24 protein-coding genes are annotated in these 24,837 nt (G+C 44.7%); 18 read left to right on the top strand and 6 right to left on the bottom strand.

Features of this window, described 5'->3' with window-relative positions; all coding sequences use genetic code 11:
* Nucleotide 1 precedes the first annotated feature (1 nt).
* Nucleotides 2-964 (bottom strand): 4-hydroxyproline epimerase, encoded by a 963-nt coding sequence (locus H8K33_RS00300; protein ID WP_186888996.1) that lies wholly within the window; start codon nucleotides 962-964, stop codon nucleotides 2-4.
* A gap of 328 nt (nucleotides 965-1,292) precedes the next feature.
* Between H8K33_RS00300 and ltaE the strand changes: the two genes are divergently transcribed.
* Complete coding sequence (gene ltaE, locus H8K33_RS00305; protein WP_186888997.1) at nucleotides 1,293-2,312, top strand: low-specificity L-threonine aldolase; 1,020 nt, start codon at nucleotides 1,293-1,295, stop codon at nucleotides 2,310-2,312.
* Between the two features lie 48 nt (nucleotides 2,313-2,360).
* Here the strand turns inward: ltaE and H8K33_RS00310 are convergent, their stop codons facing one another.
* Nucleotides 2,361-3,506 carry a VCBS repeat-containing protein gene (locus H8K33_RS00310; RefSeq protein WP_186888998.1) on the bottom strand — a complete coding sequence of 382 codons (1,146 nt, stop codon included), beginning with the start codon at nucleotides 3,504-3,506 and terminating at the stop codon, nucleotides 2,361-2,363.
* A 348-nt stretch (nucleotides 3,507-3,854) separates the two neighbouring features.
* Between H8K33_RS00310 and H8K33_RS00315 the strand changes: the two genes are divergently transcribed.
* The 7 genes from H8K33_RS00315 to H8K33_RS00345 all read left to right on the top strand — a co-directional run bounded on the left by H8K33_RS00315 (nucleotide 3,855) and on the right by H8K33_RS00345 (nucleotide 11,034).
* The gene (locus H8K33_RS00315) at nucleotides 3,855-4,472 is read left to right on the top strand and encodes a TetR/AcrR family transcriptional regulator (RefSeq protein WP_186888999.1); all 618 of its coding nucleotides are present in this window, start codon (nucleotides 3,855-3,857) and stop codon (nucleotides 4,470-4,472) included.
* A 240-nt stretch (nucleotides 4,473-4,712) separates the two neighbouring features.
* Complete coding sequence (locus tag H8K33_RS00320; protein ID WP_281387215.1) at nucleotides 4,713-5,816, top strand: alkene reductase; 1,104 nt, start codon at nucleotides 4,713-4,715, stop codon at nucleotides 5,814-5,816.
* 102 nt (nucleotides 5,817-5,918) lie between these two features.
* Nucleotides 5,919-6,551: a glutathione S-transferase N-terminal domain-containing protein gene (locus H8K33_RS00325; protein ID WP_186889001.1), complete on the top strand. Its 633-nt coding sequence runs from the start codon at nucleotides 5,919-5,921 to the stop codon at nucleotides 6,549-6,551.
* Nucleotides 6,552-6,644: 93 nt separating this feature from the next.
* Entirely contained in the window at nucleotides 6,645-7,298 is a 654-nt protein-coding gene (locus tag H8K33_RS00330) for a LysE family translocator (protein WP_186889002.1), read from the top strand.
* 138 nt (nucleotides 7,299-7,436) lie between these two features.
* The gene (locus H8K33_RS00335; RefSeq protein ID WP_186889003.1) at nucleotides 7,437-9,419 is read left to right on the top strand and encodes an energy transducer TonB; all 1,983 of its coding nucleotides are present in this window, start codon (nucleotides 7,437-7,439) and stop codon (nucleotides 9,417-9,419) included.
* A gap of 36 nt (nucleotides 9,420-9,455) precedes the next feature.
* A complete protein-coding gene (locus H8K33_RS00340) occupies nucleotides 9,456-10,373 on the top strand; it encodes a TIGR01777 family oxidoreductase (RefSeq protein ID WP_186889004.1) in 918 nt (305 codons plus the stop codon).
* On the top strand, nucleotides 10,348-11,034 hold the full coding sequence (locus tag H8K33_RS00345; protein ID WP_186889005.1) for a tRNA-uridine aminocarboxypropyltransferase: 687 nt from the start codon (nucleotides 10,348-10,350) through the stop codon (nucleotides 11,032-11,034). Before H8K33_RS00340 ends, H8K33_RS00345 begins: the two co-directional genes overlap by 26 nt.
* Nucleotides 11,035-11,086: 52 nt before the next feature.
* Here the strand turns inward: H8K33_RS00345 and H8K33_RS00350 are convergent, their stop codons facing one another.
* On the bottom strand, nucleotides 11,087-13,075 hold the full coding sequence (locus H8K33_RS00350) for an OPT/YSL family transporter (protein ID WP_186889006.1): 1,989 nt from the start codon (nucleotides 13,073-13,075) through the stop codon (nucleotides 11,087-11,089).
* Between the two features lie 264 nt (nucleotides 13,076-13,339).
* On the opposite strand from H8K33_RS00350, the gene H8K33_RS00355 reads away from it, so the two are divergent.
* Nucleotides 13,340-13,942: a hypothetical protein gene (locus H8K33_RS00355; RefSeq protein WP_186889007.1), complete on the top strand. Its 603-nt coding sequence runs from the start codon at nucleotides 13,340-13,342 to the stop codon at nucleotides 13,940-13,942.
* A 257-nt stretch (nucleotides 13,943-14,199) separates the two neighbouring features.
* On the opposite strand, the gene groL is transcribed toward H8K33_RS00355, so the two are convergent.
* Nucleotides 14,200-15,855: a chaperonin GroEL gene (groL, locus tag H8K33_RS00360; RefSeq protein ID WP_186889008.1), complete on the bottom strand. Its 1,656-nt coding sequence runs from the start codon at nucleotides 15,853-15,855 to the stop codon at nucleotides 14,200-14,202.
* Nucleotides 15,856-16,098: 243 nt separating this feature from the next.
* The gene (gene groES, locus H8K33_RS00365) at nucleotides 16,099-16,389 is read right to left on the bottom strand and encodes a co-chaperone GroES (protein WP_186889009.1); all 291 of its coding nucleotides are present in this window, start codon (nucleotides 16,387-16,389) and stop codon (nucleotides 16,099-16,101) included.
* Nucleotides 16,390-17,206: 817 nt separating this feature from the next.
* On the opposite strand from groES, the gene H8K33_RS00370 reads away from it, so the two are divergent.
* The 9 genes from H8K33_RS00370 (at nucleotide 17,207) to H8K33_RS00405 (ending at nucleotide 24,143) form a co-directional block, all read left to right on the top strand.
* Nucleotides 17,207-18,025 (top strand): hypothetical protein, encoded by an 819-nt coding sequence (locus H8K33_RS00370; RefSeq protein ID WP_186889010.1) that lies wholly within the window; start codon nucleotides 17,207-17,209, stop codon nucleotides 18,023-18,025.
* 170 nt (nucleotides 18,026-18,195) lie between these two features.
* A complete protein-coding gene (locus tag H8K33_RS00375; protein ID WP_186889011.1) occupies nucleotides 18,196-18,336 on the top strand; it encodes a hypothetical protein in 141 nt (46 codons plus the stop codon).
* A gap of 115 nt (nucleotides 18,337-18,451) precedes the next feature.
* Nucleotides 18,452-18,589 (top strand): transposase, encoded by a 138-nt coding sequence (locus tag H8K33_RS00380; protein WP_343043765.1) that lies wholly within the window; start codon nucleotides 18,452-18,454, stop codon nucleotides 18,587-18,589.
* A gap of 253 nt (nucleotides 18,590-18,842) precedes the next feature.
* A complete protein-coding gene (locus H8K33_RS00385; RefSeq protein ID WP_222613232.1) occupies nucleotides 18,843-19,358 on the top strand; it encodes a hypothetical protein in 516 nt (171 codons plus the stop codon).
* Nucleotides 19,359-19,552: 194 nt separating this feature from the next.
* Nucleotides 19,553-19,984 carry a hypothetical protein gene (locus H8K33_RS19780; protein ID WP_246443330.1) on the top strand — a complete coding sequence of 144 codons (432 nt, stop codon included), beginning with the start codon at nucleotides 19,553-19,555 and terminating at the stop codon, nucleotides 19,982-19,984.
* Nucleotides 19,894-20,253, top strand: coding sequence for a transposase (locus H8K33_RS00390; RefSeq protein ID WP_246443196.1), 360 nt, complete (start codon nucleotides 19,894-19,896; stop codon nucleotides 20,251-20,253). The genes H8K33_RS19780 and H8K33_RS00390 overlap by 91 nt, the downstream gene beginning before the upstream one ends.
* A 187-nt stretch (nucleotides 20,254-20,440) precedes the next feature.
* Nucleotides 20,441-20,917 carry a TFIIB-type zinc ribbon-containing protein gene (locus tag H8K33_RS00395; protein WP_222613233.1) on the top strand — a complete coding sequence of 159 codons (477 nt, stop codon included), beginning with the start codon at nucleotides 20,441-20,443 and terminating at the stop codon, nucleotides 20,915-20,917.
* A 105-nt stretch (nucleotides 20,918-21,022) separates the two neighbouring features.
* Nucleotides 21,023-21,739, top strand: coding sequence for a hypothetical protein (locus tag H8K33_RS00400; protein ID WP_186889015.1), 717 nt, complete (start codon nucleotides 21,023-21,025; stop codon nucleotides 21,737-21,739).
* A gap of 838 nt (nucleotides 21,740-22,577) precedes the next feature.
* Nucleotides 22,578-24,143 (top strand): glycosyltransferase, encoded by a 1,566-nt coding sequence (locus H8K33_RS00405; RefSeq protein WP_186889016.1) that lies wholly within the window; start codon nucleotides 22,578-22,580, stop codon nucleotides 24,141-24,143.
* A 23-nt stretch (nucleotides 24,144-24,166) separates the two neighbouring features.
* Here H8K33_RS00405 and H8K33_RS00410 read toward each other — a convergent pair whose 3' ends face one another.
* Nucleotides 24,167-24,835, bottom strand: coding sequence for an acetyltransferase (locus tag H8K33_RS00410; RefSeq protein ID WP_186889017.1), 669 nt, complete (start codon nucleotides 24,833-24,835; stop codon nucleotides 24,167-24,169).
* Nucleotides 24,836-24,837: the final 2 nt, after the last annotated feature.

Consider the following 24,837-nt stretch of genomic DNA (forward strand, 5'->3'; position numbering starts at 1 on the left):
ATTAACGTATGCCATGCACAAACGGATCGTTGTCTTGCAAAATCAATGTCGCTTCGGCATTCACAAATGCGGTGCCGCGTATTGTTGGGTGAATTTTTCCTGCTTCTGTATGTGCTTGAAAACTTGCTTCGAACACGCTGCCGATAATACTTTCTTGACGCCAAACTTCACCTGCCTTGAGTTTGCCATCGGCCGCTAAACAAGCAAGTTTGGCGCTGGTGCCGGTGCCACATGGCGATCGGTCATACGCTTTGCCTGGGCACAAAACAAAATTTTGACTATCATTTTCAGGTGTCGAAGGTGCGCCGAATAATTCGATGTGATCGATCTCTCCGCCATTGTCACCTGTGATACCCGCTGCGTTTAATGCTTCTCTGACACGCCAGGCAAAACTAGTTAAGCCTTCGATATTGGCAAGGCGCATATCTTGCCCATGTTCTGCTATCAGAAAGAACCAGTTACCACCCCAAGCAATATCGCCAGTAACAGGGCCATGGTCCTCAACTTCGATCGTTACCGCATGTTGTGCGCGATAAGCAGGGACGTTGTGGACGCTTACACTATGATCAGCATGTAACTCAACTTCCACAGCACCAACAGGCGTATCGATTTTATGTCGGCCAGTTTGCAAGACACCTTGATATGCGAGCGTCGCCACTAAGCCTATCGTGCCATGGCCGCACATACCAAGGTAACCGACATTATTAAAAAAGATGACTCCGACTGAGCAAGTTGGATCATGTGGTTTGCAGAATAGGGCGCCAACTAAGACATCGGAACCACGTGGCTCGCACACCACCGCGCTACGGATGTGGTCAAATTTTTCCCTAAAGATTTTTACTCGCTCTGATAAAGGCCCGTCGCCAAGATCGGGACCACCACTGACGATTAGTCGGGTCGGCTCGCCGCCGGTATGCGAATCGATGATTTGAATTTTGCTTGCTTGGTTTTTAGTGACTTGCATGAATGAATTCCGCATTGGTATTGATCTAGAGCGAGATTGAAAGCATATCGCAGTGTAGCGATATAGCGTTCGGCTTGTCTTGCTTAATTGCGCTAGTTCGAATGCCGAATTCGGCATAACGCGAAAAGACTGAAGTCTCATTTTCTTATTTATGTCTTAGCCTAGCAAGGACAATACGGTATAGTCTTTACTCCGTAAATTTGCATTTTGCGTGGGAACCTATTTGTGAATTCACATTCCAAGCATGTTCGAATTTGTTGTAGCAAGCGGCAGTGCAAACTAATTATTGATTCCTACTATTTACTTTTACCAAAGAAAAGCGATAAGCATGTCGAATTTGATTGATTTTAGAAGTGATACAGTTACAAGACCAACTGAGGCAATGCGCACTGTGATGAGCCGCGCTGAGGTAGGGGATGATGTTTATGGTGATGATCCTAGTGTCAATGCATTAGAAGCAAAGATGGCAGCTTTGACTGGCATGGAATCGGCCATGTTGGTCGCCAGCGGTACGCAAAGCAATTTGGTGGCGTTACTCACGCATTGTGGTCGAGGTGATGAGTATATAGTTGGACAAAATTATCACACTTATTTGTATGAATCTGGTGGCGCTGCATCGCTCGGCAGTATTGTGCCGCAGCCAGTCCCCGTCGAAGCGGATGGTAGTTTAGATCTGCAAAAAGTGGCGGCAGTGATAAAACCGAATGATGTGCATTATGCGGTGTCGAGTTTGCTCAGTTTAGAAAATACGCATTCAGGTAAAGTGATTTCAAATGCCTATTTGCAATCCGCAATCGCGTTTGCGCATGCACAAGATATGGCGACACACTTAGATGGTGCGCGTGTATTTAATGCGGCGGTGGCGCAAGCCATGCCGGTGATCGATATCACCCAAGCTTTCGATACAGTATCTGTTTGTTGTTCAAAAGGTTTGGGCGCACCGATAGGTAGTGTCTTATGCGGTCCACGTGATTTTATTCACGAAGCACGTCGCTGGCGCAAGATGGTGGGCGGTGGCATGCGCCAAGCAGGGATTATCGCAGCAGCGATTGATTACGCGCTCGATCATCATGTGGATCGATTAGCGGACGATCACGCAAATGCACTCCGATTGCAGCAAGCCTTGAGTCAGATTCCAGAACTGATCGTTGAATCCGCACACACCAATATGCTGTACATTGAATTCGCGAGCAAAGAGGTCGGTATCAGTGTGGGTGAGTATTTGCGTACCAAAGGCATCATCATCTCCGCTGGAAAACGAGTGCGCTTGGTGACGCATCTCGACATTCATGCGGAAGATGTGGATCGCTTTGTGGGTGAACTTAAGCAATTCTTCCATTCAACGTAGCAGGTATTGATGCGGCATCGATAGCTGTCGCATCCTTATAAGTTTGGATCAAACCGCCAGATCAACCTGTTGCAAGCTGCGTACCTGACCATCTTCTGTGAGCCAAATTCCAGACGAACGAATTTGCCCTTGCGTTTGATTATTCGCGTTATTTAATTCAAACGGTGTCGAGGCATTCCCTAAAAATAATGCACCGACATTGGCTTGCTTTAGTTTTTGAAATTGATCTTTGCCCGCGCCATCTTTGGTCCAGACTTGTAGCTTGTCGAATATCGCATCGTTTTCATCTATCCAATGATTACCGTCGCTATCATATGCGGCAAGTTCCGCAAAACCATTGCCTGTGCCTGGTCCGAATAATTCACTACCGTCATTAATTTTGCCATCACCATTTTTGTCGAAGGCTAAAAATCCTGCACCTTGTACAAAAGAGATACTATCTTTTTTGCCATCGGCATTCAGATCAAATTCAAATTTTTGCGAAGTCAGTTGTGCACTATTACCCGAAAAATTTAAGGTTAAGGGATCGATTTTTTTTGCATCGCCTTTGCGAATTTGCGTATGGCTTTCTTCATGATAGCTGCGGTTTAACTCGAAACTTAAATTGAATTGAATTTGCTTGTTATCGGCGGTTGTGATGCTGCCGCTAGCTTGAAATTTTGTTTGCTCAGTTTCAGTATAACTATGACGCACATCAATTTCGACACCCCAACCAGCATTAGGTCGTGCGGCCGGTGTTGGTTGATTGTTCGCGGCAGCTTCAGTTGATTTGCTCACTACGTTGGCAGTGTCGCCACTAGCGGGTGCCTCTAAATCGGCGGTTTTCAGATGCTCGATCCGACGTCCGGTTAGTAGTTCGATCAGATACTTAATCACCATCATGCGTGGATCGTTTTCTAAATCATCTTCAATTTTATCGACGGCTTGGCTGGCAGTGACTTCATTCGATTGGGCTTGCAGTGCAGCTTCTGATAAACGCACCGTGTCAGCTTGCATACGCGAGAAATTTTCTTGCAGGATGTCATTGCCAACATCAGAAACGCCAGTGTCATTGAGTTTTTGCAGACGCGCTTCCATCGCTTCAAAATCCGGTCGCTTGTTTCCTATCCATGCTCGTGTTCTTTCTTGCGTTTCGGTTTTTTGCATGGACGCGTAACTGGATTGCATCAATATGTCGGAGCTAGCGATTTTCATTTTGAGTTCCCGCAGAAAATTGAATACGCCGTGACAAATGAACCGCAAATTGGCTAGTGCGGATTGAGGCGTACAGTGGAGGGTATCGGTTGAATTTGGCAAAGCTTGATTTCTTTGCTTAGACAGAATGATGGTAAAACGGCGAACAAAATCGTGCTTTTTTGTCTGAGGACTCGTTTTACGCGTTCGGAATGTTGAGAATGCATGAAAATATCGAGAAATCGAACAGGTGTGGACAAGTAGAATAAGCTGTCGTGCTGGCAGCTGGCGCTAACAAAAAAAGCGCTGTTCGATGAAACTTCAATTAATTCACTTGACACTAGGCGACTGGTCTAATATTATTCGTTCATGCAAACATCTTCTATCTCATCTTCTCATCAGCAAAGCAGCCAACAAGATACGCGCGAGCGGATTTTGGCGACTGGGCAAGCATTGATTTTGGGTAAAGGTTTTTCTGCACTCGGGTTGAGTGAGATCTTGAGTGCCGCCGCAGTACCAAAAGGCTCGTTCTACCATTACTTTCAATCAAAAGAAGGTTTTGGTGTAGCGATGTTGGAACGCTATTTTGCTGAATATCAAGTTCGTACGGAGGAGATGTTATTGGCTGCTGATGTGCCAGCACGTGAGCGCTTAGTGCGTTATTTCGCGGTCTGGCAGCAGCAAGCAGAGTCGTCAGCCTGCCATAAGCTTTGTTTGGCAGTCAAACTTGCGGCCGAAGTGTCGGACTTGTCTGAGGCAATGCGTCTTGCATTAACCGTTGGTATGCAAGGGATTACTGAAAGAATTGCTGTGCTGTTAAATGAGGTGCAGCGCGATGGACATTTGTCTGAAGAGGTCAATACGGCTGAATTGGCCGAATTTCTCTATGCAACTTGGGTCGGCGCTTCTCTGTTAAGTAAGGTGCACCTGCAGATGCGACCGATGGAAGTAGCGATGCAGCAGACTAAAAAGATTTTGGGTATTTGAGGCTAAGATTCAGACGAGTCAACTGGTCTATCCCAAGTTTTCATCAAGATTTGTTGGTGTGAGGATTAAGCACTGATTGTTGTGGCGTTTGTTCACAGCAGAATTTGCGTACTAGTTGTAGTAAAAAGGATGTTGAAAATGTTGTCAGGGCAATCGCCCTTTTTTTTGAATTTGTTTATAGACGACCGGTCTAATTTATTTGTTTGTGATAGTTGAGATTGGTATTTTTAAGGAAAAATGATGTTAACAAAGTTATTAAGCCCAGTAAAAGTTGGATCAATTGAACTCGCGAATCGTGTGATGATGGCGCCGTTGACGCGTTCTCGTGCAGGTCAACCGGGCGATATTCCACGCGCCTTGAATGTTGAATACTACGCCCAACGTGCAAGCGCTGGTCTGATTGTTACCGAAGCAAGCCAGATTTCTCGGCAAGGTCAAGGCTATGCATGGACGCCAGGTATTTACACCGATGCGCAAGAGGCAGGCTGGAAAGAAGTCGTTGATGCGGTGCATGCAAAAAATGGTCGAATCTCTTTGCAGTTGTGGCATGTGGGTCGCATCTCACACAATTTGTTGCAAGAGAATGGCGCGGCGCCAGTGTCTGCATCGGCCATCACCGCAGAAAACTCGCAATGTTTCGTGATTCAAGAAGACGGCACGCCAGCCAATGTGCAAACGGCGCAACCACGCGCTTTGGAATGGGCAGAAATGCCTTCGATCATCGCGCAATATCGCCAAGCAGCACAAAGAGCGAAGCGCGCAGGTTTCGATTTTGTTGAGGTACATGCGGCGAATGGTTATCTGTTACAACAGTTCCTAGCAACGAATAGCAATCAACGTACCGATGCTTACGGCGGTAGCATAGAAAATCGTGCGCGTCTGACTTTGGAAGCGGTTGATGCAGCGATTGCAGAGATGGGTGCTGATCGCGTTGGTGTACGTTTATCACCTAATTTTGTTGCGCATGGCATTGCTGATACGGAAGCGGAAGCCAGCGCTTTGTATTTGGCGGCAGAGTTTACCAAACGCGGCATCGCTTACTTGCATATCGCTGAGCCAGATTGGGCCGGTGGTGCAGAATTGTCGCCAGAGTTCCGTCAGCAATTGCGCGCTGCATTCCCTGCAACATTGATTTGCTGCGGTGGTTACACTGCCGATGAAGCAGATGCTTTGATCAATCAAGGTTTAGCAGATGCGGTGGCGTTTGGACGTCCTTACATCGCCAATCCAGATTTGGTCGAGCGTTTTGCTGCTGGTGCAAATTTGAATGAACCAGATCGCAGCACGTTCTATGGTGGCGAGGAAAAGGGATATACCGATTATCCGCGTATGTCGGCTGTTTAATTTGAAAGTTGTTCTGATTGAGTAATTTTTGCCATAAATCTTGCAGCTGATCTATGATCATGCTGATTGGATATGTGGTAAAAATTGCTCAATAAGGACAAGATGGCTGCGCTAAAAATTCTAGGTAAATCAAGCTCGATCAATGTGCGTAAAGTGCTGTGGACTTGCGCCGAAATTGGGCTTGACTTTGATTTGACCGAGTTTGGCAGTGGTACGCCAAATTCAGTGACGACGCCCGAGTTCCTGATTTTGAATCCGAATGCGATGGTGCCGGTAATTCAATATGAGGGACAAGTGTTGTGGGAATCGAATACGATTTGCCGCTACCTAGCGGCACGTCACCAACGTACTGACTTACTGCCACAAGATCCTATGGCTAGGGCGCAGGTCGAGAAGTGGATGGATTGGCAAGCCACAGAATTAAACAATGCATGGCGCTATGCGTTTATGGCGCTGGTTCGGCATAGCCCTGCACATCGTGACACTGCTGCAATTGAACATAGTGTGCGTGAATGGAATCGTCACATGAGCATCGCTGACCTACAATTGCAGCGAACAGGTGCTTATCTGGTTGGTGATCAATTTACTTTGGCAGATATCGTATTGGGATTGTCGCTAAATCGTTGGCGCGCCAGCCCGATTGCGCATGCTAATTTACCCGCACTGCAAACATATTTCGATTTATTGTGTAAGCGTTCTGGCTATACGCAATATGGTGCAAACGGAATAGCCTGAGCACCGATTTACATATCTGTTTGTAAGTGCAGCGGGTTCTCCAATTATGCGAGATAATCTGCATTCTTTTGCTTTGATGAAGTGCTTACGACTATGACTTTTGCGACTTGGTTCTCGTTTTTCTGTGCAGCGTGCTTGATTGCCATTTCTCCTGGTTCAGGTGCGATTTTGTCGATGTCGCATGGTTTAGCTTATGGCGTTAAACGTGCCAGCGTTACAATTTTGGGTTTGCAATTGGGTTTGTTGCTAGTGCTGGTGATTGCCGGAGCTGGTGTCGGCTCTTTGTTACTGGCGTCAGAAACAGCTTTTGGTATCGTGAAGATCTTAGGCGCTTTGTATTTGATTTATTTGGGTGTCACCCAGTTCTTTAGCAAACCACCCGTCGCTTCAGATATCCGTGATCAAGCAGCAGACCGATTGCATGTGCCGAGTTTTTATCGTCGTGTACTGACAGGTTTTTTGACGAATGCCAGTAATCCTAAGGGCATCGTGTTCATGGTCGCAGTCCTGCCAAATTTTATTAATAGTCAGGCTGCGCTGTTACCGCAATTAGTGATTTTGGCGGTAACGATGGTGATTGTTGATACCACCGTCATGCATAGTTATGCTTTATTAGCGTCTTCACTACAAAACTTGATGCGCGATGCCAAAGCTCAAGTACTGCAAAACCGACTCTTCGGTGCTGTACTAGTTTTAGTTGGTGCAAGCTTGTTTTTTGTGAAACGTGAAGCCACTGTGACGGTTTGATCGCACATTTGATGACGATAGTTTGTTGCTAGTTTGTCGCAGTATTTCCACTATCGCCCATACTCGCAAATCCCTCTTAAGAAAAACAGAAAATCTGGGATAATGATTGTTCAATGTTTCTTATGAATATCAATTTGCATGCGTTTTGATTCAACTATCGAAGAACCTGACATCATCACCGATACTGCCGTGGCAAATCGTCGTTTGTTCGGTGGTATTTTGGTTTCTTTGCTGGTACATGCGTTGATCTTGTCTTTGCAATTTGGTATTCCAGGATTGGATTTGCCGAGCTTGGAAGCACCGTGGAAAGAGAAACGCACCGCGATGGATGCTTTGCAAATTGATATTGCAAGCCCGGCGCCCAAGGCGCAAGCTGTTCCGCCGACAGCTGCTGTAACCAAGCCAGAATTATTTAAATTACCAACGCCCATTTTGCCTGCGCCTGTGCCGAAGACTGGCGCACCTGCGATTAGTGGAATTCAAATCATTGCGCCACTTGCACAAGCAAAAACGCTAGTGCCAACGGCAAAATTGCAGAAGAATAAGCCTAAACCGGCATTGCCAATTCTACCTAGCATCAAGCGTGTGCCGCCACCTGCACAAGCGCCAACACGTATCATTGCCCAAGATTTACAGAAGAACGATGACTTCGTCGTACCTTTAACCAGCGAAGAAGATTTGCTGCGTAATGCGCAAGATAAAAAAGAAGTTAAACAAAAAATGGAAGCAATTCCAGAAGATGCCATCATCGATAAAAATGCCGAGGCTGATTTGCTTGTTGAGGAAAAGCGGCAAGAAGAAATCAAGCAAAAGAAGCTAGAGCAAGAGCGACTAGATCAAGAGAAGTTGCGTGCAGAACAAAAACAACAAGATGAGCTCTTGCAAAAGAAAATTGCACAAGCGGCTGAAGATAAGCTGAAAAACCAAATTGAGCAGCAAATGCAGCAGCAAGCCACCGAATTGAAACGACAGCAGGCTGAACAGATTGCGCAACAACGCTTACAGGCGCAACAAAAAGCGGCACAAGAATTAGCTCAGCGTGAGCAAATGGCAAAAGAAGCTGCGGAAGAAGCCTTACGTGAAGCAAAGCGACAAGAGTTATTCACGCAGGAAACGCTTAAGCAAGAAGAGCAAAGGCGACAAGCGGAACAAAAGCGTCTGCGTCAACTCGCTTTGGAGCAAGAGCAGCAAAAACAAGAAGCTTTGGCGCAAGCACAATTGCGGCAGAAACAATTGGAAGAGCAAGTCGCGCAAAAGCGTGCCTTAGAAATCGCAGAACGTCAGCGTCAGCAAGTTGAGGAACAGCGTATTGAAGCACAACGCTTGGCGCAAATTGCCGAACAAAAGCTCGCTGAGCAAAAAGTTTTAGAACAAAAAATTCAGGAGCAACGTTTGGCGGAACAACGCGCAGCCGAACAAAAAGCTTTGGAACAAAAACTAGCAGAACAGAAACAAGCAGAACGAAAAATCGCCGAACAAGGTTTGGCCGAGCAGAAGGCACTTGCCGATGCGGCAGCACGTGCAAATGCCGAACGTGAAGCAGCGCTTGCAGCTCGTCAGAATGCCAGCGGAAATAATCGTGATGGATTGGGCCAAGGCAGAGGTGGAACGGGTGTTGATAATGCAGGAAGAAGTACCGCGTCTGGTACTGGTCAAGGAGATCTCGCCAGCCGATTGCGTGAACAGGCTCGCAATACAGACTTATTCAAATCAGCACCATCCAACGGGAAGTTACTCGATGAAAATCGCTCACGTCGTCGTAGCTTTTTGGGCGCCTACGACAAAGAAGTTCCATTGCGGATGTATGTCGATAGCTTGAAACAGAAACTCGAACGCAATGGCAATCTTATCCACGAGCGACGTACGCTCAGTGATGTTGAGCATAATGTCTTGGTAAATATGGTTGTGCGCAGCGATGGCAGCATCGAAGAAGTGGTGATTATGCGCAGCAGCGGCTCACGTGCGATCGATGAGAAAGCCCGCAATATCATCATGACGAACGCGCCATTTTCAGTGTTTCCACCTGGATTGGCGGCAAAATACGATGTCATAGAAATTCAGCGCGTGTGGAGCTTTGGCGATAAGTTACGTATTTTGGAAAATCTTCCATCATCGTTTTGATAACCGAATTGGTTTGATCATTCAATAAAAAAAATCATGCATATCTTGATCACGGGTGGTACTGGCTTAATTGGTCGTCGTCTATGCGCGGCTCTGTTAGCGCGTGGCGATCAGATTACCGTCTTAAGTCGCCGTCCCCAGCTAGTTGCGGGTATCTGCGGTGCGACTGCGCAAGCGATCTCCAGCCTTGATGAATGGACACCTGCAATGCATTTTGACGCTGTCATTAATTTGGCAGGTGAACCGATCATTGATGCACGTTGGACAGAGAAACGACGTCAGGTTTTGCTCGATAGCCGGGTAGGCTTGACCCGTCAGCTGGTCGAAAAAATAAAGCAGGCGAGTCGTAAGCCGCAGGTATTGTTAAGCGGTTCGGCGATAGGTTATTACGGTATAGATGATGCACAAAGCTTTACCGAAGAAGCGAGCGCGGGAAACGATTTTTCTGCAAACCTCTGCGCGCAATGGGAGTTGGCAGCTGATTCTGCTAAGGCACTAGGGCTTCGAGTGGTCTCATTGCGTACGGGATTGGTACTCGATGAAGATGGCGGTGTATTGAAGAAAATGCGACTGCCATTTCAGTTAGGTTTGGGTAGCCAGTTGGGGAGCGGCCAACAATGGATGAGTTGGATACATCGTCAAGATTATTTACGCGCTTTGCTTTCTATACTCGACGATACAAGCGCAAACGGCGCATTTAATTTGACCGCACCAATTGCTGTGACTAACGCAGAGTTCACCAAAACCTTAGCCAAGACGCTACATCGCTTCGCACTATTTGTTGCACCTGCATTCGTGTTGCGCTTGGCTATGGGAGAACGTTCAGATTTACTATTGGGTGGACAAAAAGTGCTACCACAGCGCTTACTCGATCAGCATTTTCATTTCGAGTTTCCCGACTTGTCTTCTGCCTTGGCAAACTTGCTGAATGCACCAAACGCGAAGAGTTCGTGACTTGGAAATTTCTCATCCTAAGCGCTTGCTTTGCGAAACTTGTTTGCGTCCTGCGCGAGCCTGTATATGTCACTGCGTCGAAGTTTTGGAATGCGCAACCGAGGTGCTGATTTTGCAGCATCCCGCTGAGCTTAAACATATCAAAGGAAGTGCTCGGCTCTTACATTTGTGCTTGCCGCACAGTACGATGTTGATTGGAGAACAATTTGAACAGGATGAATTGCAAGCCTTATTGTCGAAAAATAATAAAGCCAATGTGTTGCTCTATCCCGATAGTTCGATCTCAAATAGTGTTACAAATTCAGCGCTAAATTCTGGCCTGAATCTGAGCTCAAATACTTTAACCGTACTCCCTGTCATTCAGCCAATCCGCTTGATCGTGATTGATGCAAGTTGGCGTCAAAGCCGGCAAATGTTAATGCAAAACCCTGTTCTACAAAGTCTGCCACGCTATGCATTACGCGACGTACCTGCGTCGCGTTACCAGATTCGACGTGCACATGCACCGGACCAACTTTCCACTCTGGAAGCGTGTACTTATGCTTTGATGCAGTTGGAAAGTGCTTCGGTACAGTGTGGGCGACTGCTGGATGCGTTTGATCAATTAAACCAGTTGCAAATGCAGTTTGGCGTACATAACTTATTGCGCACAAAAAAATAGCACCAAATTCTGACGAAGAATCTGGTGCTAGATCGCGTTGATATTTGGTCGATTACATCGATACGTTGATTAACGCGTTACCAATGCCGATCAAGGCTGAGCCAGCTAATAAACCCGCAGCTACTGCTTGCATACCATCGACCCAAACTTTATAGCCAAGACTTTCTTTGGGGCTGGCTTTGTGTTTTTTATCCATCAGCCAGAATACAAAAGCGCCTACCCACATCGTTAGCACTGCTTCTGGTGGTAGTACCACACCTAAGCCAATCGAGATCGCTGATATCGGAAACTTGCCTTTGCTGACGATGCTCGCCGTTTCGAAAACCACAGCCGCAATCGCAGCCACGATAATCGAGATGATTGCGCTGTGCGATAAATTACTAAAACCATGCCCGATGAGTTCCGCAACACCTTTCCATTGCATCGCGGCAGGGAAGGCAAATTGATCGGAAATAATCTTCGTCGTATCTCTTACGCCATTGGCGTCAGCAGGTAAAAACAATAAAAAATAGACAGGAATACACGCCAAGGTGCCAGAGAAAATGCCGATCAAGTGACCAAGCACTTGGTGTCGCGGTTTAGCACCGAGCATGTAGCCAGGTTTGATGTCGGATAAAAGACTGGCAGCGCTAGAAGCAACCTCGGCTGACATACCCGCGGGGATGAGGTTGGTGGCGGGATTGCTGCGGTCTAAGGCACCCATAGAAAACTGTGTAATCTTGGATAAACCACTAGTTGGAATCCAAGACGTCAAGGCCATAGAATTAATGCAAATCACCGTCAACAAATAAACTAGTGCTAAAGAGATAAACGCAAATAACCACGGCACGCCAAAGAAACTATGGGTCGCCCAAACGCCTAATAAACTAAAAATAGGAACGCCGATATACGAAATCCACAGTGGTACTTCGATATGCGCTAATACATCTTGTGTTGTATCGTTCTTCTCTTCTTTTTTAAATATCCGCGATAAGCCCTTAAAAATTTCTGGCTTGGCAAATAGGCTGATTAAGGCAGCGACTACCATAATCACAATGCCCCACCAGAGAGACCATTGATTCACAATTTCTACGCGTGACAACGGGACCATTTGTCCATCTAAACCGACGCGTGGCGCAATTTCTCCGCGATTAATCATGATCGGGGCGAGGATCGCGAAGTTAAGGATGGCACCAATCAAGCAACTCGTTGCAACACGAATGCCCATCAAGGCACCCACGCCCAACATCGCCGCATCGAGTGTAAATCGTAAGCCTAAAGTCCGAAAGTCAACGCCTAAAATTTTAGGTATCCATAATTCATACTTCACTGCGGCTAAATAGTAATAGGTATCGAGACGTTCTTTAAGGTACCAAGGCTCTGTTAAGCCAGCCCATTGGTCGAGCCGCAGTATTTTAAATTGGATCAATTTCATCCAACCATCACTTAATATAATTTGCAAGGCGGCAGTCCATAGGCCTACTTTGGCTAATAATTTAGCTTTAAATAAGCCGCTCGCAGCATCACCGTTGTACAAGGTATCAAGCACGACACCGCAGGCATTTCCTTCAGGGAAGGGCAGCTGATCTTCATTGATAAAGCGGCGTTTGAGTGGAAAGGCGAGTAGTACACCCAAGATCGCAATAATCACCATCCAAATCAGCATTTGCCACCAACTTGGAATAATCTTGGTAATCATCATGTAGGCAGGTAAACATGCCACCAAAGGCATTGTCATGTAGCCAGCAGAAGTGGCAATGGATTGCGTGCAGTTGTTCTCAAGGATGGTGAAATTATTGGCGATGCCAATGTTTTCTAAAGCCTTAAACAAACCAAAAGCCAAAATCACCGAGATGAGATTCACCCCAATCGAGATTCCGGTCTTAGCCCCGATATACATGGCAGTCGCGGAAAGTATCCCACCTAACAAAAAACCAGTAAGACCAGAGCGCCAACTCAATTGCGCCATATCTCCACGGTAGACATTACTCAGCCACCACTGATCTTTTTGATGACGCGACCAGGATTTAACCTGTTCTTCATTAAGCTGTTGAATTGCCACTTGAATCTCCAGATTTTTATTGTCCGTGAAGTATCTACGGCTGTTGTAGTGTTGTCAAGACGAGTGATGTATGATGGGGGAGTTACTTTTTAAAATGAAAAAATGTCACGCCAAATATTCCGAAAGACTGTCGCCAAATCTTTTGCGCCAACACGTGTCTTGCTTTGTTGCTTGGTTGTTTTGGGGCATTTGTTGCTTTTCTTTTTTCTCAGTCGAGCGAGCAGTTGGTCAAGCACTAAGATTTCCAGTTCGTCGATGGTTCTCGTGAAAATTCAGCCATTGCCATTGTCAGATATTGTCGCAAATCGGCTGCCTAAAAAGCGTTTTAGCAATCACGCGGAAAAAGAGACTGCGTTAAAACTTTCAGCGCCTGCCGTTTCAGCATCGCGAATTGCTAAGACTGCGCAGGCTGAAGGCTCCAGAAATCACGAACCAATTCCTGTGGAAGAAGGAAATAAAACCGCATTACGAAGTGAATCTCCAAGCAGTACTGCTTCAGGTAACGACCTAACGAATTTAGGAAGTATTTCGAGCCGTTATAAATTACAGCTACCAAAATCTGATGTGGAAGAAAACCTCACACCCGCACAACAAGCAGCACAAGATGTACGTTCGAACTCTGCCAAATTAACGAAGATTGAAAAATTTTCCGTAGCGATGGGGACGCTCGATTGTGTATTCCAGACACGTCTTTCTGATGGCAAAGTCGTACGTGAACCAGGAAAGTGGATCATCGTAACCGCACGTTCTAATGTTACTAAGTTGGCGCTGGCGACATCACGCTACTGTGTGAGATTACATCAGGCTGAAGATGAAAATGGAAATGACTTGACGGCGATCAGCGCCGGTATTAAAGGGAAGTTGTAGATATCGTGCAATCGAATTGCTGGATAAATGTTACCGAATAAAAGTAAGCATCGAAATACAAATAAGAATCTGATGGGCTCTTTTCTGCCGTTCCCGCATAGGCGGGAACCTAGCGTCGTAGTTACGTTGAATGACAAACTATGGAGATTTAAACTCTCCTTAGTTTTGTATCTATTAGGAATAAAAAAAGCCTCGTTACCGAAGTAACGAGGCTTTCTAGAACAAAGAACGTCGAACGCGAGGTTCTGGTTCGGCAATTACATCATGCCGCCCATACCACCCATGCCGCCCATACCACCCATGTCATGGCCGCCCATGCCACCAGCTGGTTTGTCTTCTGGCAATTCAGCAACCAATGCGTCCGTTGTCAAAATCAAGCCAGCAACAGATGCTGCGTTTTGCAATGCAGATCGTGTTACTTTCGCTGGATCGAGAATACCCATTTCGATCATGTCGCCGTAAGTGTCGTTAGCTGCATTGAAGCCGTAGTTGCCAGTGCCGTTCACCACAGCATTGATCACTACACTTGCTTCGCCACCCGCATTTGCCACGATTTCACGCAATGGTGCTTCGATTGCTTTCAAAACTAATTTGATACCTGCGTCTTGATCTGGATTGTCGCCTTTGATCACGCCAGCTGCTGCACGTGCGCGCAATAATGCAACGCCACCGCCAGGAACAACACCTTCTTCAACCGCTGCACGAGTAGCATGCAATGCGTCTTCAACGCGTGCTTTTTTCTCTTTCATTTCAACTTCAGTAGCAGCACCAACTTTGATCACTGCAACACCGCCAGCCAACTTGGCAACGCGTTCTTGCAATTTTTCTTTATCGTAGTCAGATGTCGCTTCTTCGATTTGTGCGCGGATTTGTTTTACGCGGCTTTCGATACCAACAGCAGGACCTGCACCGTCGATGATGATGGTGTTTTCTTTGCTGATTTCGATACGCTTAGCTTGGCCTAATTGTTCCAAAGTTGCTTTTTCCAAAGTCAAACCAACTTCTTCTGCAATCACTTGGCCGCCAGTCAAAATCGCGATATCTTCCAACATCGCTTTACGACGATCACCAAAACCTGGCGCTTTAACAGCAGCAGTTTTCAAGATGCCACGGATGTTGTTCACCACCAAAGTTGCCAATGCTTCGCCATCGACGTCTTCAGCGATGATCAACAATGGACGACCAGATTTTGCAACCTGTTCCAATACCGGGAGCAAATCACGGATGTTAGATACTTTTTTGTCGTACAACAAAACAAATGGGTTATCCAAAATCACGGCTTGTTTTTCTGGATTGTTGATGAAGTATGGTGACAAGTAGCCACGGTCAAATTGCATACCTTCGACGATATCCAATTCGTTTTCCAAAGACTTACCATCTTCAACAGTGATCACGCCTTCTTTGCCGACTTTGTCCATTGCTTTAGCAATGATGTCGCCGATGTTTTGATCGGAGTTTGCAGAGATAGAACCAACTTGAGCGATTTCTTTGTTAGTTGTTGTTGGACGAGCGATGTTTTTCACTTCCGCTACCAAAGCAACAACTGCCTTGTCGATACCGCGTTTCAAATCCGTTGGATTGAAGCCAGCAGCCACATATTTAAAGCCTTCGCGAACGATTGCTTGTGCCAATACTGTCGCTGTTGTTGTACCGTCACCAGCGTTGTCAGAAGTGCGGGAAGCAACTTCTTTTACCAACTGCGCGCCCATGTTTTCGAGCTTGTCTTTGAGTTCGATTTCTTTAGCAACTGAAACACCGTCTTTAGTCACGGTAGGCGCGCCGTATGAACGCTCTAAAACTACGTTACGACCTTTAGGGCCCAAAGTTACTTTAACTGCGTTAGCCAAAACGTTAACACCGTTAACGATTTTTGCACGTGCGTCATCGCCAAATACTACTTGCTTAGCTGCCATAATAAAATTCTCCGAATAAGGATGAAATTTGGAATTGGATTTCTGATCTCGGTAACTCGACTAATTCAAGTGAGCACTTTTGAAGTAAAAGATCAGAAGGCAATTACATAAAAATTCTGTTTAAGAAGGTATGAATAAGCGTAGCGAGCGACTGAAGTTTGGATCGAGAAGCGCAATCGTATTTAGTACGATGAGCATCGCAGGTTCAAAATTCGGTCGCGCAGTAGCTTAGTCGTACCTTATTTACTTTTGAACGATCGCGAAAACATCTTCCTCGCGCATTACCAAGACTTCATTGCCGTCAACTTTGACAGCTTGACCAGAATATTTGCCGAACAAAACGCGGTCGCCAACTTTAACTTCTAAAGCGCGCACAGTGCCGTTTTCCAATACTTTGCCGTTACCTACAGCCAGTACTTCACCTTGATCTGGTTTCTCAGCTGCTGCGTCAGGCAAAACGATACCGGATGCTGTTTTTGTTTCTTGATCCAAACGTTTAACGATAATGCGATCGTGCAGGGGACGAAGATTCATACTAACTCCTAAAAAAATTACAAAAGTAAAATTACCAAAGTAAATAAAATTGCAAAATAAATGACTTAAACCAACTCAGCTTTGCTCACCGAAGTACGTCCAGCGCACTAAATAAGAGCAGAGCAAGTCTTTTCAAATCTTATTTCGCTAGAAAAATCTTGCTAGAGGAAACTACCAACAAGCTTACAAAGATCATTGTTAGCACTCTCTCTCGCTGAGTGCTAATTATATGGGCGGGGTGGGGCTTTTTCAAGGAAGAAAGTTGAAAATAGCGGTTTTATTTTAAAAATCAGAGGCTTAGCGTAGCTTGTCGAGCTTGTTATCTAATCAAATATGGCGAGTTGAGGCGATAGCTGCTTTGGACGCTGCGAAAAAAATCAATCATAGGTAATCGAAGTGATTGCGGCAGTCCAGCATCGACAAGTATTAAACTCAAAACCACCATGATTAAGTCGCGGTGCCCAATTATTTAGATTTAAGACTGGTTGCTATGCGAACTGTGGGCTAGCTCGTGCTAAAGCCGAAAAATGCAAACAAACCAACTTCACACAGAAGACAAAAATCATCTTTCATCATCCGAAAACGGCAAGCTCACTACAAGTTAAAGAAATCCCTTGTTAATCTACTAGCAACCGAGCGATCAATTCGCATACAATCCCCTAATTAATCGACCCACAGTCGGTTCAGTCCAACAAGGTTTATCCGCCGCAATGCAATGATCGTGGATTCTTATTTTGCGTTTCCGGTGCGGCGGATAAACGCTATTTGTTAGACGGCCTCCGAGGAAATTCTGGACGCCTTTAGGAAAGCGAAGAATATGATTCGAGATTTAGAGTATCCTGATGATGCTCGAAAAGTCATTAATGAACTCCATGAACGTTTGAAATATGATGCAGCTATTTCAGTACTTGGCTTGGCGTCAGCAAAACTAGAACTCAAAGAGGGAACACAGCCTGATTTTAGTACTGGTATCCGATACGGAGGACGTATAGAGGATGAGGCTGTCCGGCGAGATGCTGCAGGACTTCTTTCTCGATTCTCTTTAATCTCAATGGTTTCTCATATTGAGCAACACGCCCAACTTCTTCTACTTCAACGAAGAGTTATAGAGGAAATGGTCTCAACTGGCCAGAGATTGGATTCAAAGTCCATGTGGAAGATTTTGCGTGGAGTTCATAAAGATTCCCTCAGTGGGCCTGTAAAATTATGTTCGGAACTCGTGGTTAAAGAACCCAGTATTGAGCTGGCGAGTAAAATGAATTGGCTTGATGGAATTGTTCGTGTTCGCAATTGCCTTGCTCATCGACTAGGGTATGTGCAAATGCAAGATGTTAGGTCAGGAAAACCAATTGAAGAAATAAAAGATAGTGATACTTTAAAAGCCATATGGCTTCGCCTTAAGGTCTCAGACAATGGAAAAGTGATAGAGACGTTTCCACATATTTCTAGCGGAAAGGGTTTTGACTACACATTTGAAGAGTTTAAGCGAGAATGGCGAATTGGAGATCATATTGACGTAACGCCAGAAGAATGCCAGGCAATTGGTATCAGTTTGGCATTGTTGGCTAATCAATTATTAGATGATTTTGAAAGGGAAATAAACATTTTTTTAAGTAGTACCAACCCTTCTTTTTAGTTAAAAATTGGTCGAAATAAAAGTCTAGCATGGCATTGCGGCGGACAGCCTTCGGCAGTCGCTGAATTGAACGTTGAGGCTGTATTTTAAGTAGAAATAAATCCAAAATCATGTAAACAAACAAGGGGTCGTATACGCTCACTCTTCATATCCTCAATTTGGATAGCAGCATGGCACGTTATAAGATCGTTGATCGTAATCCCAAATTCATTCCGGTTGTACTTGATGCGCAATTGATTACAGGTGCAAAACGTGACTGCATACCGTGCAACTTACGACAACATGCCTACGTACACCCGACGAGACACTAGTGAGACAAGTAGCGATCTCCCACAAAAACCAAGTATCACCGAAGCGATGAAGTAACGCATTGATAGCGAAGAAGGACGCAAACAATACAGTAGACGATTGGCGACGGTCGAACCTGTGTTTGGAAATCTTCGCTATGACAAAAAACTCGATCGCTTTACACTGCGTGGACAAAAGAAATTGAACACGCAATGGCACCTGTACTGCCTCGTTCATAACATCGAGAAATTAGCGCATTATCGATATGCAATGTAACGCAGGCAAGTGTTGCAAACAACAGCATTTTGCGCCTCGTACTTGCCTCAATCTGTCGCTTTGTGGCACATTGCTGCTTATGAAAGCAAATTTTACTAATCCACAAAAAAATCAGGAACGCCTGCGCGTTGTTTAGCTGGTTTTTGGGTTTTTATAGAGGAAGTTGAATGCGCATCCATTTATATTGGGTTTCGATAATTTTTTCATAAAAAGAGCCAAATTTTAAGGAACACTAACGATGCAGAAACTATGTATGTTGTTTTTAATGGTAATTACAAATTCTGTTGTTGGACAAGAAATACTTCCAACAGTAATCAACTTTAATATTAAGGCTGGTCAATATGAGGAATTTCAAGCCCTAACTTGGAAGCCAAAGGATACGATCTGTATTGCAACGACCTTAGTTAGTCCTAATAAAGGTACCGAATGGTGGACGCTTGCGGGAGTTACATTTTTGGGTGAAAAAGAAGGCGAATATGCGTCAATACAACTGATTGATAATAGGAGTGAATCCCAAAAACCCTCTCTTTTCTATACAACATCTGTAGGTGGAAAGGAAAATAAGTTCCTAATTAGAGAGAACGTCGAATATGGCCAACGAATAATTTACGAGCTGCGGTTTTCACGCACAAACGAATTTGATATTTATATCGATGGAGGAGTTGGGCAACTGAAATCACCATTTGAATTTTTAAAATTAAAACTTGGGGCTACTTCTGCGAAATCGATTGTTGAATTTAATACTGCATCTTGCAGTCAAAAAAATTAAAGGCACATCCTAATCTGCATAACATGGTAGTCGATCGAAATCGCGAATGAGAACTTCTTTCTATTTATTTTCGGTTAGCGCGATCCGATCGCTTCAACGTTGAGGTTGTATAAAAAGTCCAAAGAAACTCAAAAACAGGTAAACGAATCAAGCCTGTAAGCGTTCCATCTCTAACACCTAATTCGGAGATTTGGATGGCACGTTACAAACACATTGATCGCAATCCTAGATTCATTCCTGTCGTGCTCGATGCACAATTGATGACGGGTAGTTTTGAATACGCACTGGACTATCTGATTGATCATGAACTTGATCTCTCCCGTTTTGATGTCCACTACAAAAATGATGACACTGGCGCACCTGCGTATGCACCGTCGGTTCTACTCAAGATCGTCTTGCACAACTCAAAGCTGCGCAAGCAAAACATCGCTATCTACCTAAAGATTTTATTCTTGACGCGAACAACAATAGGTGCATTTGTCCAGCAGGGAAAGCGCTGTACAGCAACGGTAGTCGATGCACTATCGGCGGCAGGATGTATCACCGATTCACGGGCAACAAAGCCAACTGCACGAGCTGCACACAACGCGAAAGATGTCTACGTACACCTGATAAAACCGAGGTGAGACAAGTCTCGTTTCTGATTAAAGAACAGGCGCTTCCTGTAACATTGATCGAGAAGATGAAACGTGATATCGATAGCCCCGAAGGCCGACGAAAATACAGCGAACGGATGGGTACTGTCGAGCCGGTGTTTGGGAATCTGCGCTACAACAAGGGGCTAGACCGATTCACTTTACGTAGCCAAATCAAAGTTGATACACAGTGGAATTTATTCTGCTTGGTACATAACATCGAAAAACTGGCGCACCGTGGATATGGGGCGAGGCGATAAGAAGAACTAGTCTTGAAGATACATTAAACCGCGAAGCGAAGCATAAAAGGCTTGCCATTTAAACCAATTGTGCGGCACACTCGCTGCATGAAATTTCATTCCAATTTATTTACTGAAAACTTCCAATTCTTGCTGGCTTTGTTGCTGGTGAATGGGGTTTTTATACAGCTTCGTTATGTCTCTTAGAATGCAATGCCCTATTGATAGCACGCCATTGATCCAAGATTCATCTGGCATCGAAAATTTACATCGATGCGATGAATGTAAGGGCACTTTCATCGGTGGTAACATCTTCAGCGAAATTCACGCATTTTCTGCGATGGAAAACCATAAGAGAGCAAATGGTAGCGGTTCATTTATCCAACGTAGCGACAAAGCAGAATTGAGTTGCCCGAAAGATGGTAAGCCTATGCATACGGTCATCTTTAAAAGTGTCGAAATTGATGTATGCCCTACTTGTCACAGCGTTTGGTTTGACAACGGTGAGGTAGAAAAAATCAACGCGCAAGTGGCTATGGCGAAACGTGTTAACCTCGCAAAAATAGGTGAAGAAAAGCCTTGGATAGGGAATGGAGTCGGCCTTGGCGGTGGCGTAGTGGATGGGCTAGAAGGTATTGAGCTGGTGGGCGATATCGTAGGGTTTATCGGTTCAATGTGTGATTGATCATTTGGTGTGGCATAACTGGTCGTTCGAGAAGAGCGCGCAAATTACTGTCACTTCTTTTTTTATATTTCGAGGCGCGCGCCGCACAACTCAACGTTACATTTCATGAATTACTTCATTAGAGCATTACCAATTACCATTGCGCTCCTAATTCTTCCTGCTGTTTCGCAAGGTCAAACAGGAAAAGTTTTGCCGACATTTGATGAAAAACTTGCGAAGCCGCTCTTGGTTGTTGCAGATCTTGCTCCAGGTGCGTATTTTGCGAAACCTCCTAAATCTGCTAAATGTAGTCAACCAAACGTTGTGTGTATCGACATGGATCCGCCGCCATTTTCTCTTATTGCGACAATTAGCTCTTCAGTATACGGCGGTGATGTTCAGCAGAAGTTAGAACTGATCACGCGCGGTCACTTCGGGATGCGAGACTACGAAAAAGGATTGAGCACAGTTCTCGTCATGATTAAAACCGACGGTCAGAATTTTATTATGCCAAGGTATGCCAAAAAGAAATTAATTAGAAATAAAAAAGATGATTTGGTTATGCTGATCATTAGTAGTGATCCTATTTCGTGGCTGCCGTGTTCAGTGTCGGACTTGAAAGAAGAGATTTTCAGCGATGAGTTTGAATCATCACTAGAAATTCCAGAGCACGAATTTGGGGCTTATAGAGTTGAAAAATTTCCTGAATATTTTCATCGCACAGCAACCGGTGCGATACCTCGATATGCGATCGCTATTTCAAAACTTGGCGCGCATCTAAATCATCTAAATCCAATGAATGCGCAAATGTCTTGTGTTGACAATCAGATGCCAGTGAAATGAAATTGAACATGGCATTCGAAAATGAAGCGCGAATGAGTGTATTGCTGGATTTTGCTGCGTTATGTTTGCTCATTTCAATTCAACGTTAAATTACTGAGAAAGTAATGCTCGTACAGTAATAAAAGCTATCGCGACTATTTCCCTTTTCGTCAGTCTTATTATGCTTGCGCAACCGAAAGTCTGATTGCCGCCAGATCAAGCAAACGATCAATGAAAACGGTGAGATGGGTGTGCAGAATCGGCAACCTACATGGCATCTGCATGATTATTGTTTTACAGTTTGGTTGGAACAACATCGAGCAGGCATGAGTAGACAAAAGTAGGGTTTTAGTACCTTCGGTGTTCAAAGAATAGATTGCGTGATGGGGCATTAATCTAAGCAAACGTCGGATGAGTAATTGGTGTTGCCATTCTTAGATGAACGAATCAATTTAGTGTGCTGCGAAAATACGCTTTAATTTATTTTGTTCTTTGCCTCGCGCAAAACAGTATAGCCGATGCATGCGAGTTGCTTCTTTCGATTGAGATTTCAGGTAACTTGAAGTAGGGCGCGAGGGCGTCGTTGCCCCTGCCTGTATTGCAGATTGCGTATGTCTTTTAATTGATGACGCGTGCTTTTAGGTTAACGCGTTCTTGTTATTTTTGTTGATCAATTTATTGTGTCGCGGCGCATGTTCTGGCTACGGTTTGTTGATTTGATGTTGACGTATTTTGATTAATCAAATAGCTGCGTACTGCGTGAATCGGCTATGAAGAGCAATGTCGAAGTGTTAGAATCTGCGCCACTTTGCCGTGATTTGCCCTACCTTCAATAAATTCCTAGAGAAGCTTCTCCAAAATGGCTGAACAAAACGATCTTATCCTAATTTTTGATGCGCTTGATCAAGTGATAAGTGATCCCTTGGGGCGCCACTCTTGGCGTCGTTTAGGCAAACTTGTGATTAAAAATGTCGATATCAAAATCTTGCGAGTAATACGCCAACGTCTAACGAACGAAGTGGATCAAGACGGGCTGGCAGGGTTTTATCGTGCGGTGTTTTTTAAATATGTGATGGGCATTAGAAATGATGCTGTCAGTGCTGGGAAAGTTTTGGAGGACTTAAGGCCAATCCATGTAGATCGCATTATGTCATTCATTAATTTTGAATGGGGTAATATCGTTGCGGAGGCTAAAAGTAGTATCGAATTTGCTCAGATGATGGAAGCCGCGAATATGCCTCGCTTGATGGATTTGGTGAGTCTTGTTGTGCAGAAAAATAGCGAAATTCGAGCGCCGAGACTAGCCAAAAATGTTCAACGCGTGGCAATTTATACTCCTCAAATTTTTAATCACAAACATCCACCAACAAAATTGGTATTTGAACACGCGCGTCTATTCCAGTCACAAAATATTGAAGTCAGAATTTTTAGTTGCCAAGAGCAGAGTATCCCTGAAATGAGGGAGTACTTGAGTAACGATGGACATTTAAAGATTCCTCCACCCGAGACGCAATTTGATCATCAAATTATGTTAACTTCGAAAATTGATATTGTGCGTGCACAGGAACGTTTTTCTTTGCCTTTGCGTGCACAGTGTATTTTGAAGTTTATGGAGAATTTTGAACCGGATCTTTGTTTTTTTGTAGGCCATCAATCGCTTATATTGAAATCGCTGTATCAACAATATCCTTTACTTGGATTAAACATTTCATCATTAGCGCCGGCGGGTGACCTTGATCTTTGGCTAAGTGCTGATGAAGCTGTGAAAGAGAATGCTCCTGGTGTCAAAACCAATGCGTATTACCATCCATTTCGCACAATTCAGAAAGCTGATGAGGTAAATATCTCGCGATCGGATTTGCAGTTAGCAGCTGATTCGGTGGTTTTACTGACGGTTGGTGCCCGATTGGAAAAAGAGGTATGTGGCGATTGGGCAACCGCGATGCTCGATATTTGCACTCGATTTCCAAACGTGTTTTGGTTGATCGTCGGTGGTAATGGCGATACTCCTAGCGCAGTACGCACCTCAAATTTGCCCAATATCAGATGTTTACCTTATCAGTCGAATTTGAGAGGAATTTATGCATGCTCGGATATTTATGTAAATCCGCCCAGATTAGGGGGTGGATTTAGCGTGGCAGAAGCGATGGCAGAGGGGTTGCCGACACTTGCATTTGTCGATACGGATGGCGGTAGAAAACTGGGTTCGGCAGCGTCGCTAAATCAGGTTGATTATTTTGAAGAATTGAATCGATTGATTGGTAATGCCGATGCCAGAGTAATTAAGGGAAAACAATTGTCCGAATTATTTCACGCGACGATTAACTTAGAAAATTCAATACCATCTTTAATGCGGGCAATGGAATTGACGATTGAGAAATTTCAGCGACGTCAAGTAGCGATAGATCCGTCATTCAACGAGTAGCCTTAAAGTAACTTGAGACCCGGTTAAGATAAATTTTTCTTAAACTTTGCAGGTATTCCAACAACTAAAACTTTACTTGTGACATCTGAGGTCACTACCGCTCCTGCGCCAATAAAAGCATCGTCTCCAATAATCAGGCGTTCAATCAAAGTCGCACCAATCCCAACTGTGACACTATTTCCAATGCGAGATAGTCCCCCTAAGTTACATCCAGGTTGGATTCGTGAAAATGATCCGATATGGGTGTCATGCCCAATTGTGACGCCACGATTGATAAAAACGTGTTCAGCCAAATGTGCGCCTGGTCCAATGACACTGTTTGCGCCAATAAATACGCCTTCGCTTAGTTGTGCTAATGGTGACACGTACGCAGTTGGGTGAATTAGTTGAGTAAAGTGAATATTAAATCGGCGTTTGATTTCGGCAGCAAGGTTTGATCGTGTTGGTGTAGTTGGTCCTAAAATATATAGTTCGTCGTCGGACGGAGAAAATTCGTTCAATTCTTGCACCGTCGGAACTTCACCAATGACGCTGAGGTCCTGAATGCGGCTACTTAATGACCGGTTGCGCTCACCAATCTCTTCTGGTAAATGTGTGACGATTTTGCTGATAGATAATTGATTTGCGATAGCACAATCAAAAATATCTGAGAGTATGTTGCTAGTGCCGAAAATAACGAGAGATTTTTTCATCT

It is taken from the genome of Affinundibacterium amnicola, assembly GCF_014284275.1.
In the GTDB taxonomy this organism is placed as follows: Bacteria; Pseudomonadota; Gammaproteobacteria; order Burkholderiales; family Burkholderiaceae_D; genus Undibacterium; species Undibacterium amnicola.

Coding starts and splice junctions, on each gene's coding strand:
- H8K33_RS00335 (WP_186889003.1), top strand. CDS start 7,437: ATGCGTTTTGATTCAACTATCGAAGAACCTGACATCATCACCGATACT.
- H8K33_RS00370 (WP_186889010.1), top strand. CDS start 17,207: ATGATTCGAGATTTAGAGTATCCTGATGATGCTCGAAAAGTCATTAAT.
- H8K33_RS00385 (WP_222613232.1), top strand. CDS start 18,843: ATGTTGTTTTTAATGGTAATTACAAATTCTGTTGTTGGACAAGAAATA.
- H8K33_RS00340 (WP_186889004.1), top strand. CDS start 9,456: ATGCATATCTTGATCACGGGTGGTACTGGCTTAATTGGTCGTCGTCTA.
- H8K33_RS00330 (WP_186889002.1), top strand. CDS start 6,645: ATGACTTTTGCGACTTGGTTCTCGTTTTTCTGTGCAGCGTGCTTGATT.
- H8K33_RS00400 (WP_186889015.1), top strand. CDS start 21,023: ATGAATTACTTCATTAGAGCATTACCAATTACCATTGCGCTCCTAATT.
- H8K33_RS00395 (WP_222613233.1), top strand. CDS start 20,441: ATGCAATGCCCTATTGATAGCACGCCATTGATCCAAGATTCATCTGGC.
- groL (WP_186889008.1), bottom strand. CDS start 15,855: ATGGCAGCTAAGCAAGTAGTATTTGGCGATGACGCACGTGCAAAAATC.
- H8K33_RS00410 (WP_186889017.1), bottom strand. CDS start 24,835: ATGAAAAAATCTCTCGTTATTTTCGGCACTAGCAACATACTCTCAGAT.
- H8K33_RS00320 (WP_281387215.1), top strand. CDS start 4,713: ATGTTAACAAAGTTATTAAGCCCAGTAAAAGTTGGATCAATTGAACTC.
- H8K33_RS00390 (WP_246443196.1), top strand. CDS start 19,894: ATGTATCACCGATTCACGGGCAACAAAGCCAACTGCACGAGCTGCACA.
- H8K33_RS00345 (WP_186889005.1), top strand. CDS start 10,348: ATGCACCAAACGCGAAGAGTTCGTGACTTGGAAATTTCTCATCCTAAG.
- ltaE (WP_186888997.1), top strand. CDS start 1,293: ATGTCGAATTTGATTGATTTTAGAAGTGATACAGTTACAAGACCAACT.
- H8K33_RS00315 (WP_186888999.1), top strand. CDS start 3,855: ATGCAAACATCTTCTATCTCATCTTCTCATCAGCAAAGCAGCCAACAA.
- groES (WP_186889009.1), bottom strand. CDS start 16,389: ATGAATCTTCGTCCCCTGCACGATCGCATTATCGTTAAACGTTTGGAT.
- H8K33_RS00325 (WP_186889001.1), top strand. CDS start 5,919: ATGGCTGCGCTAAAAATTCTAGGTAAATCAAGCTCGATCAATGTGCGT.
- H8K33_RS00375 (WP_186889011.1), top strand. CDS start 18,196: ATGGCACGTTATAAGATCGTTGATCGTAATCCCAAATTCATTCCGGTT.
- H8K33_RS19780 (WP_246443330.1), top strand. CDS start 19,553: ATGGCACGTTACAAACACATTGATCGCAATCCTAGATTCATTCCTGTC.
- H8K33_RS00310 (WP_186888998.1), bottom strand. CDS start 3,506: ATGAAAATCGCTAGCTCCGACATATTGATGCAATCCAGTTACGCGTCC.
- H8K33_RS00405 (WP_186889016.1), top strand. CDS start 22,578: ATGGCTGAACAAAACGATCTTATCCTAATTTTTGATGCGCTTGATCAA.
- H8K33_RS00300 (WP_186888996.1), bottom strand. CDS start 964: ATGCAAGTCACTAAAAACCAAGCAAGCAAAATTCAAATCATCGATTCG.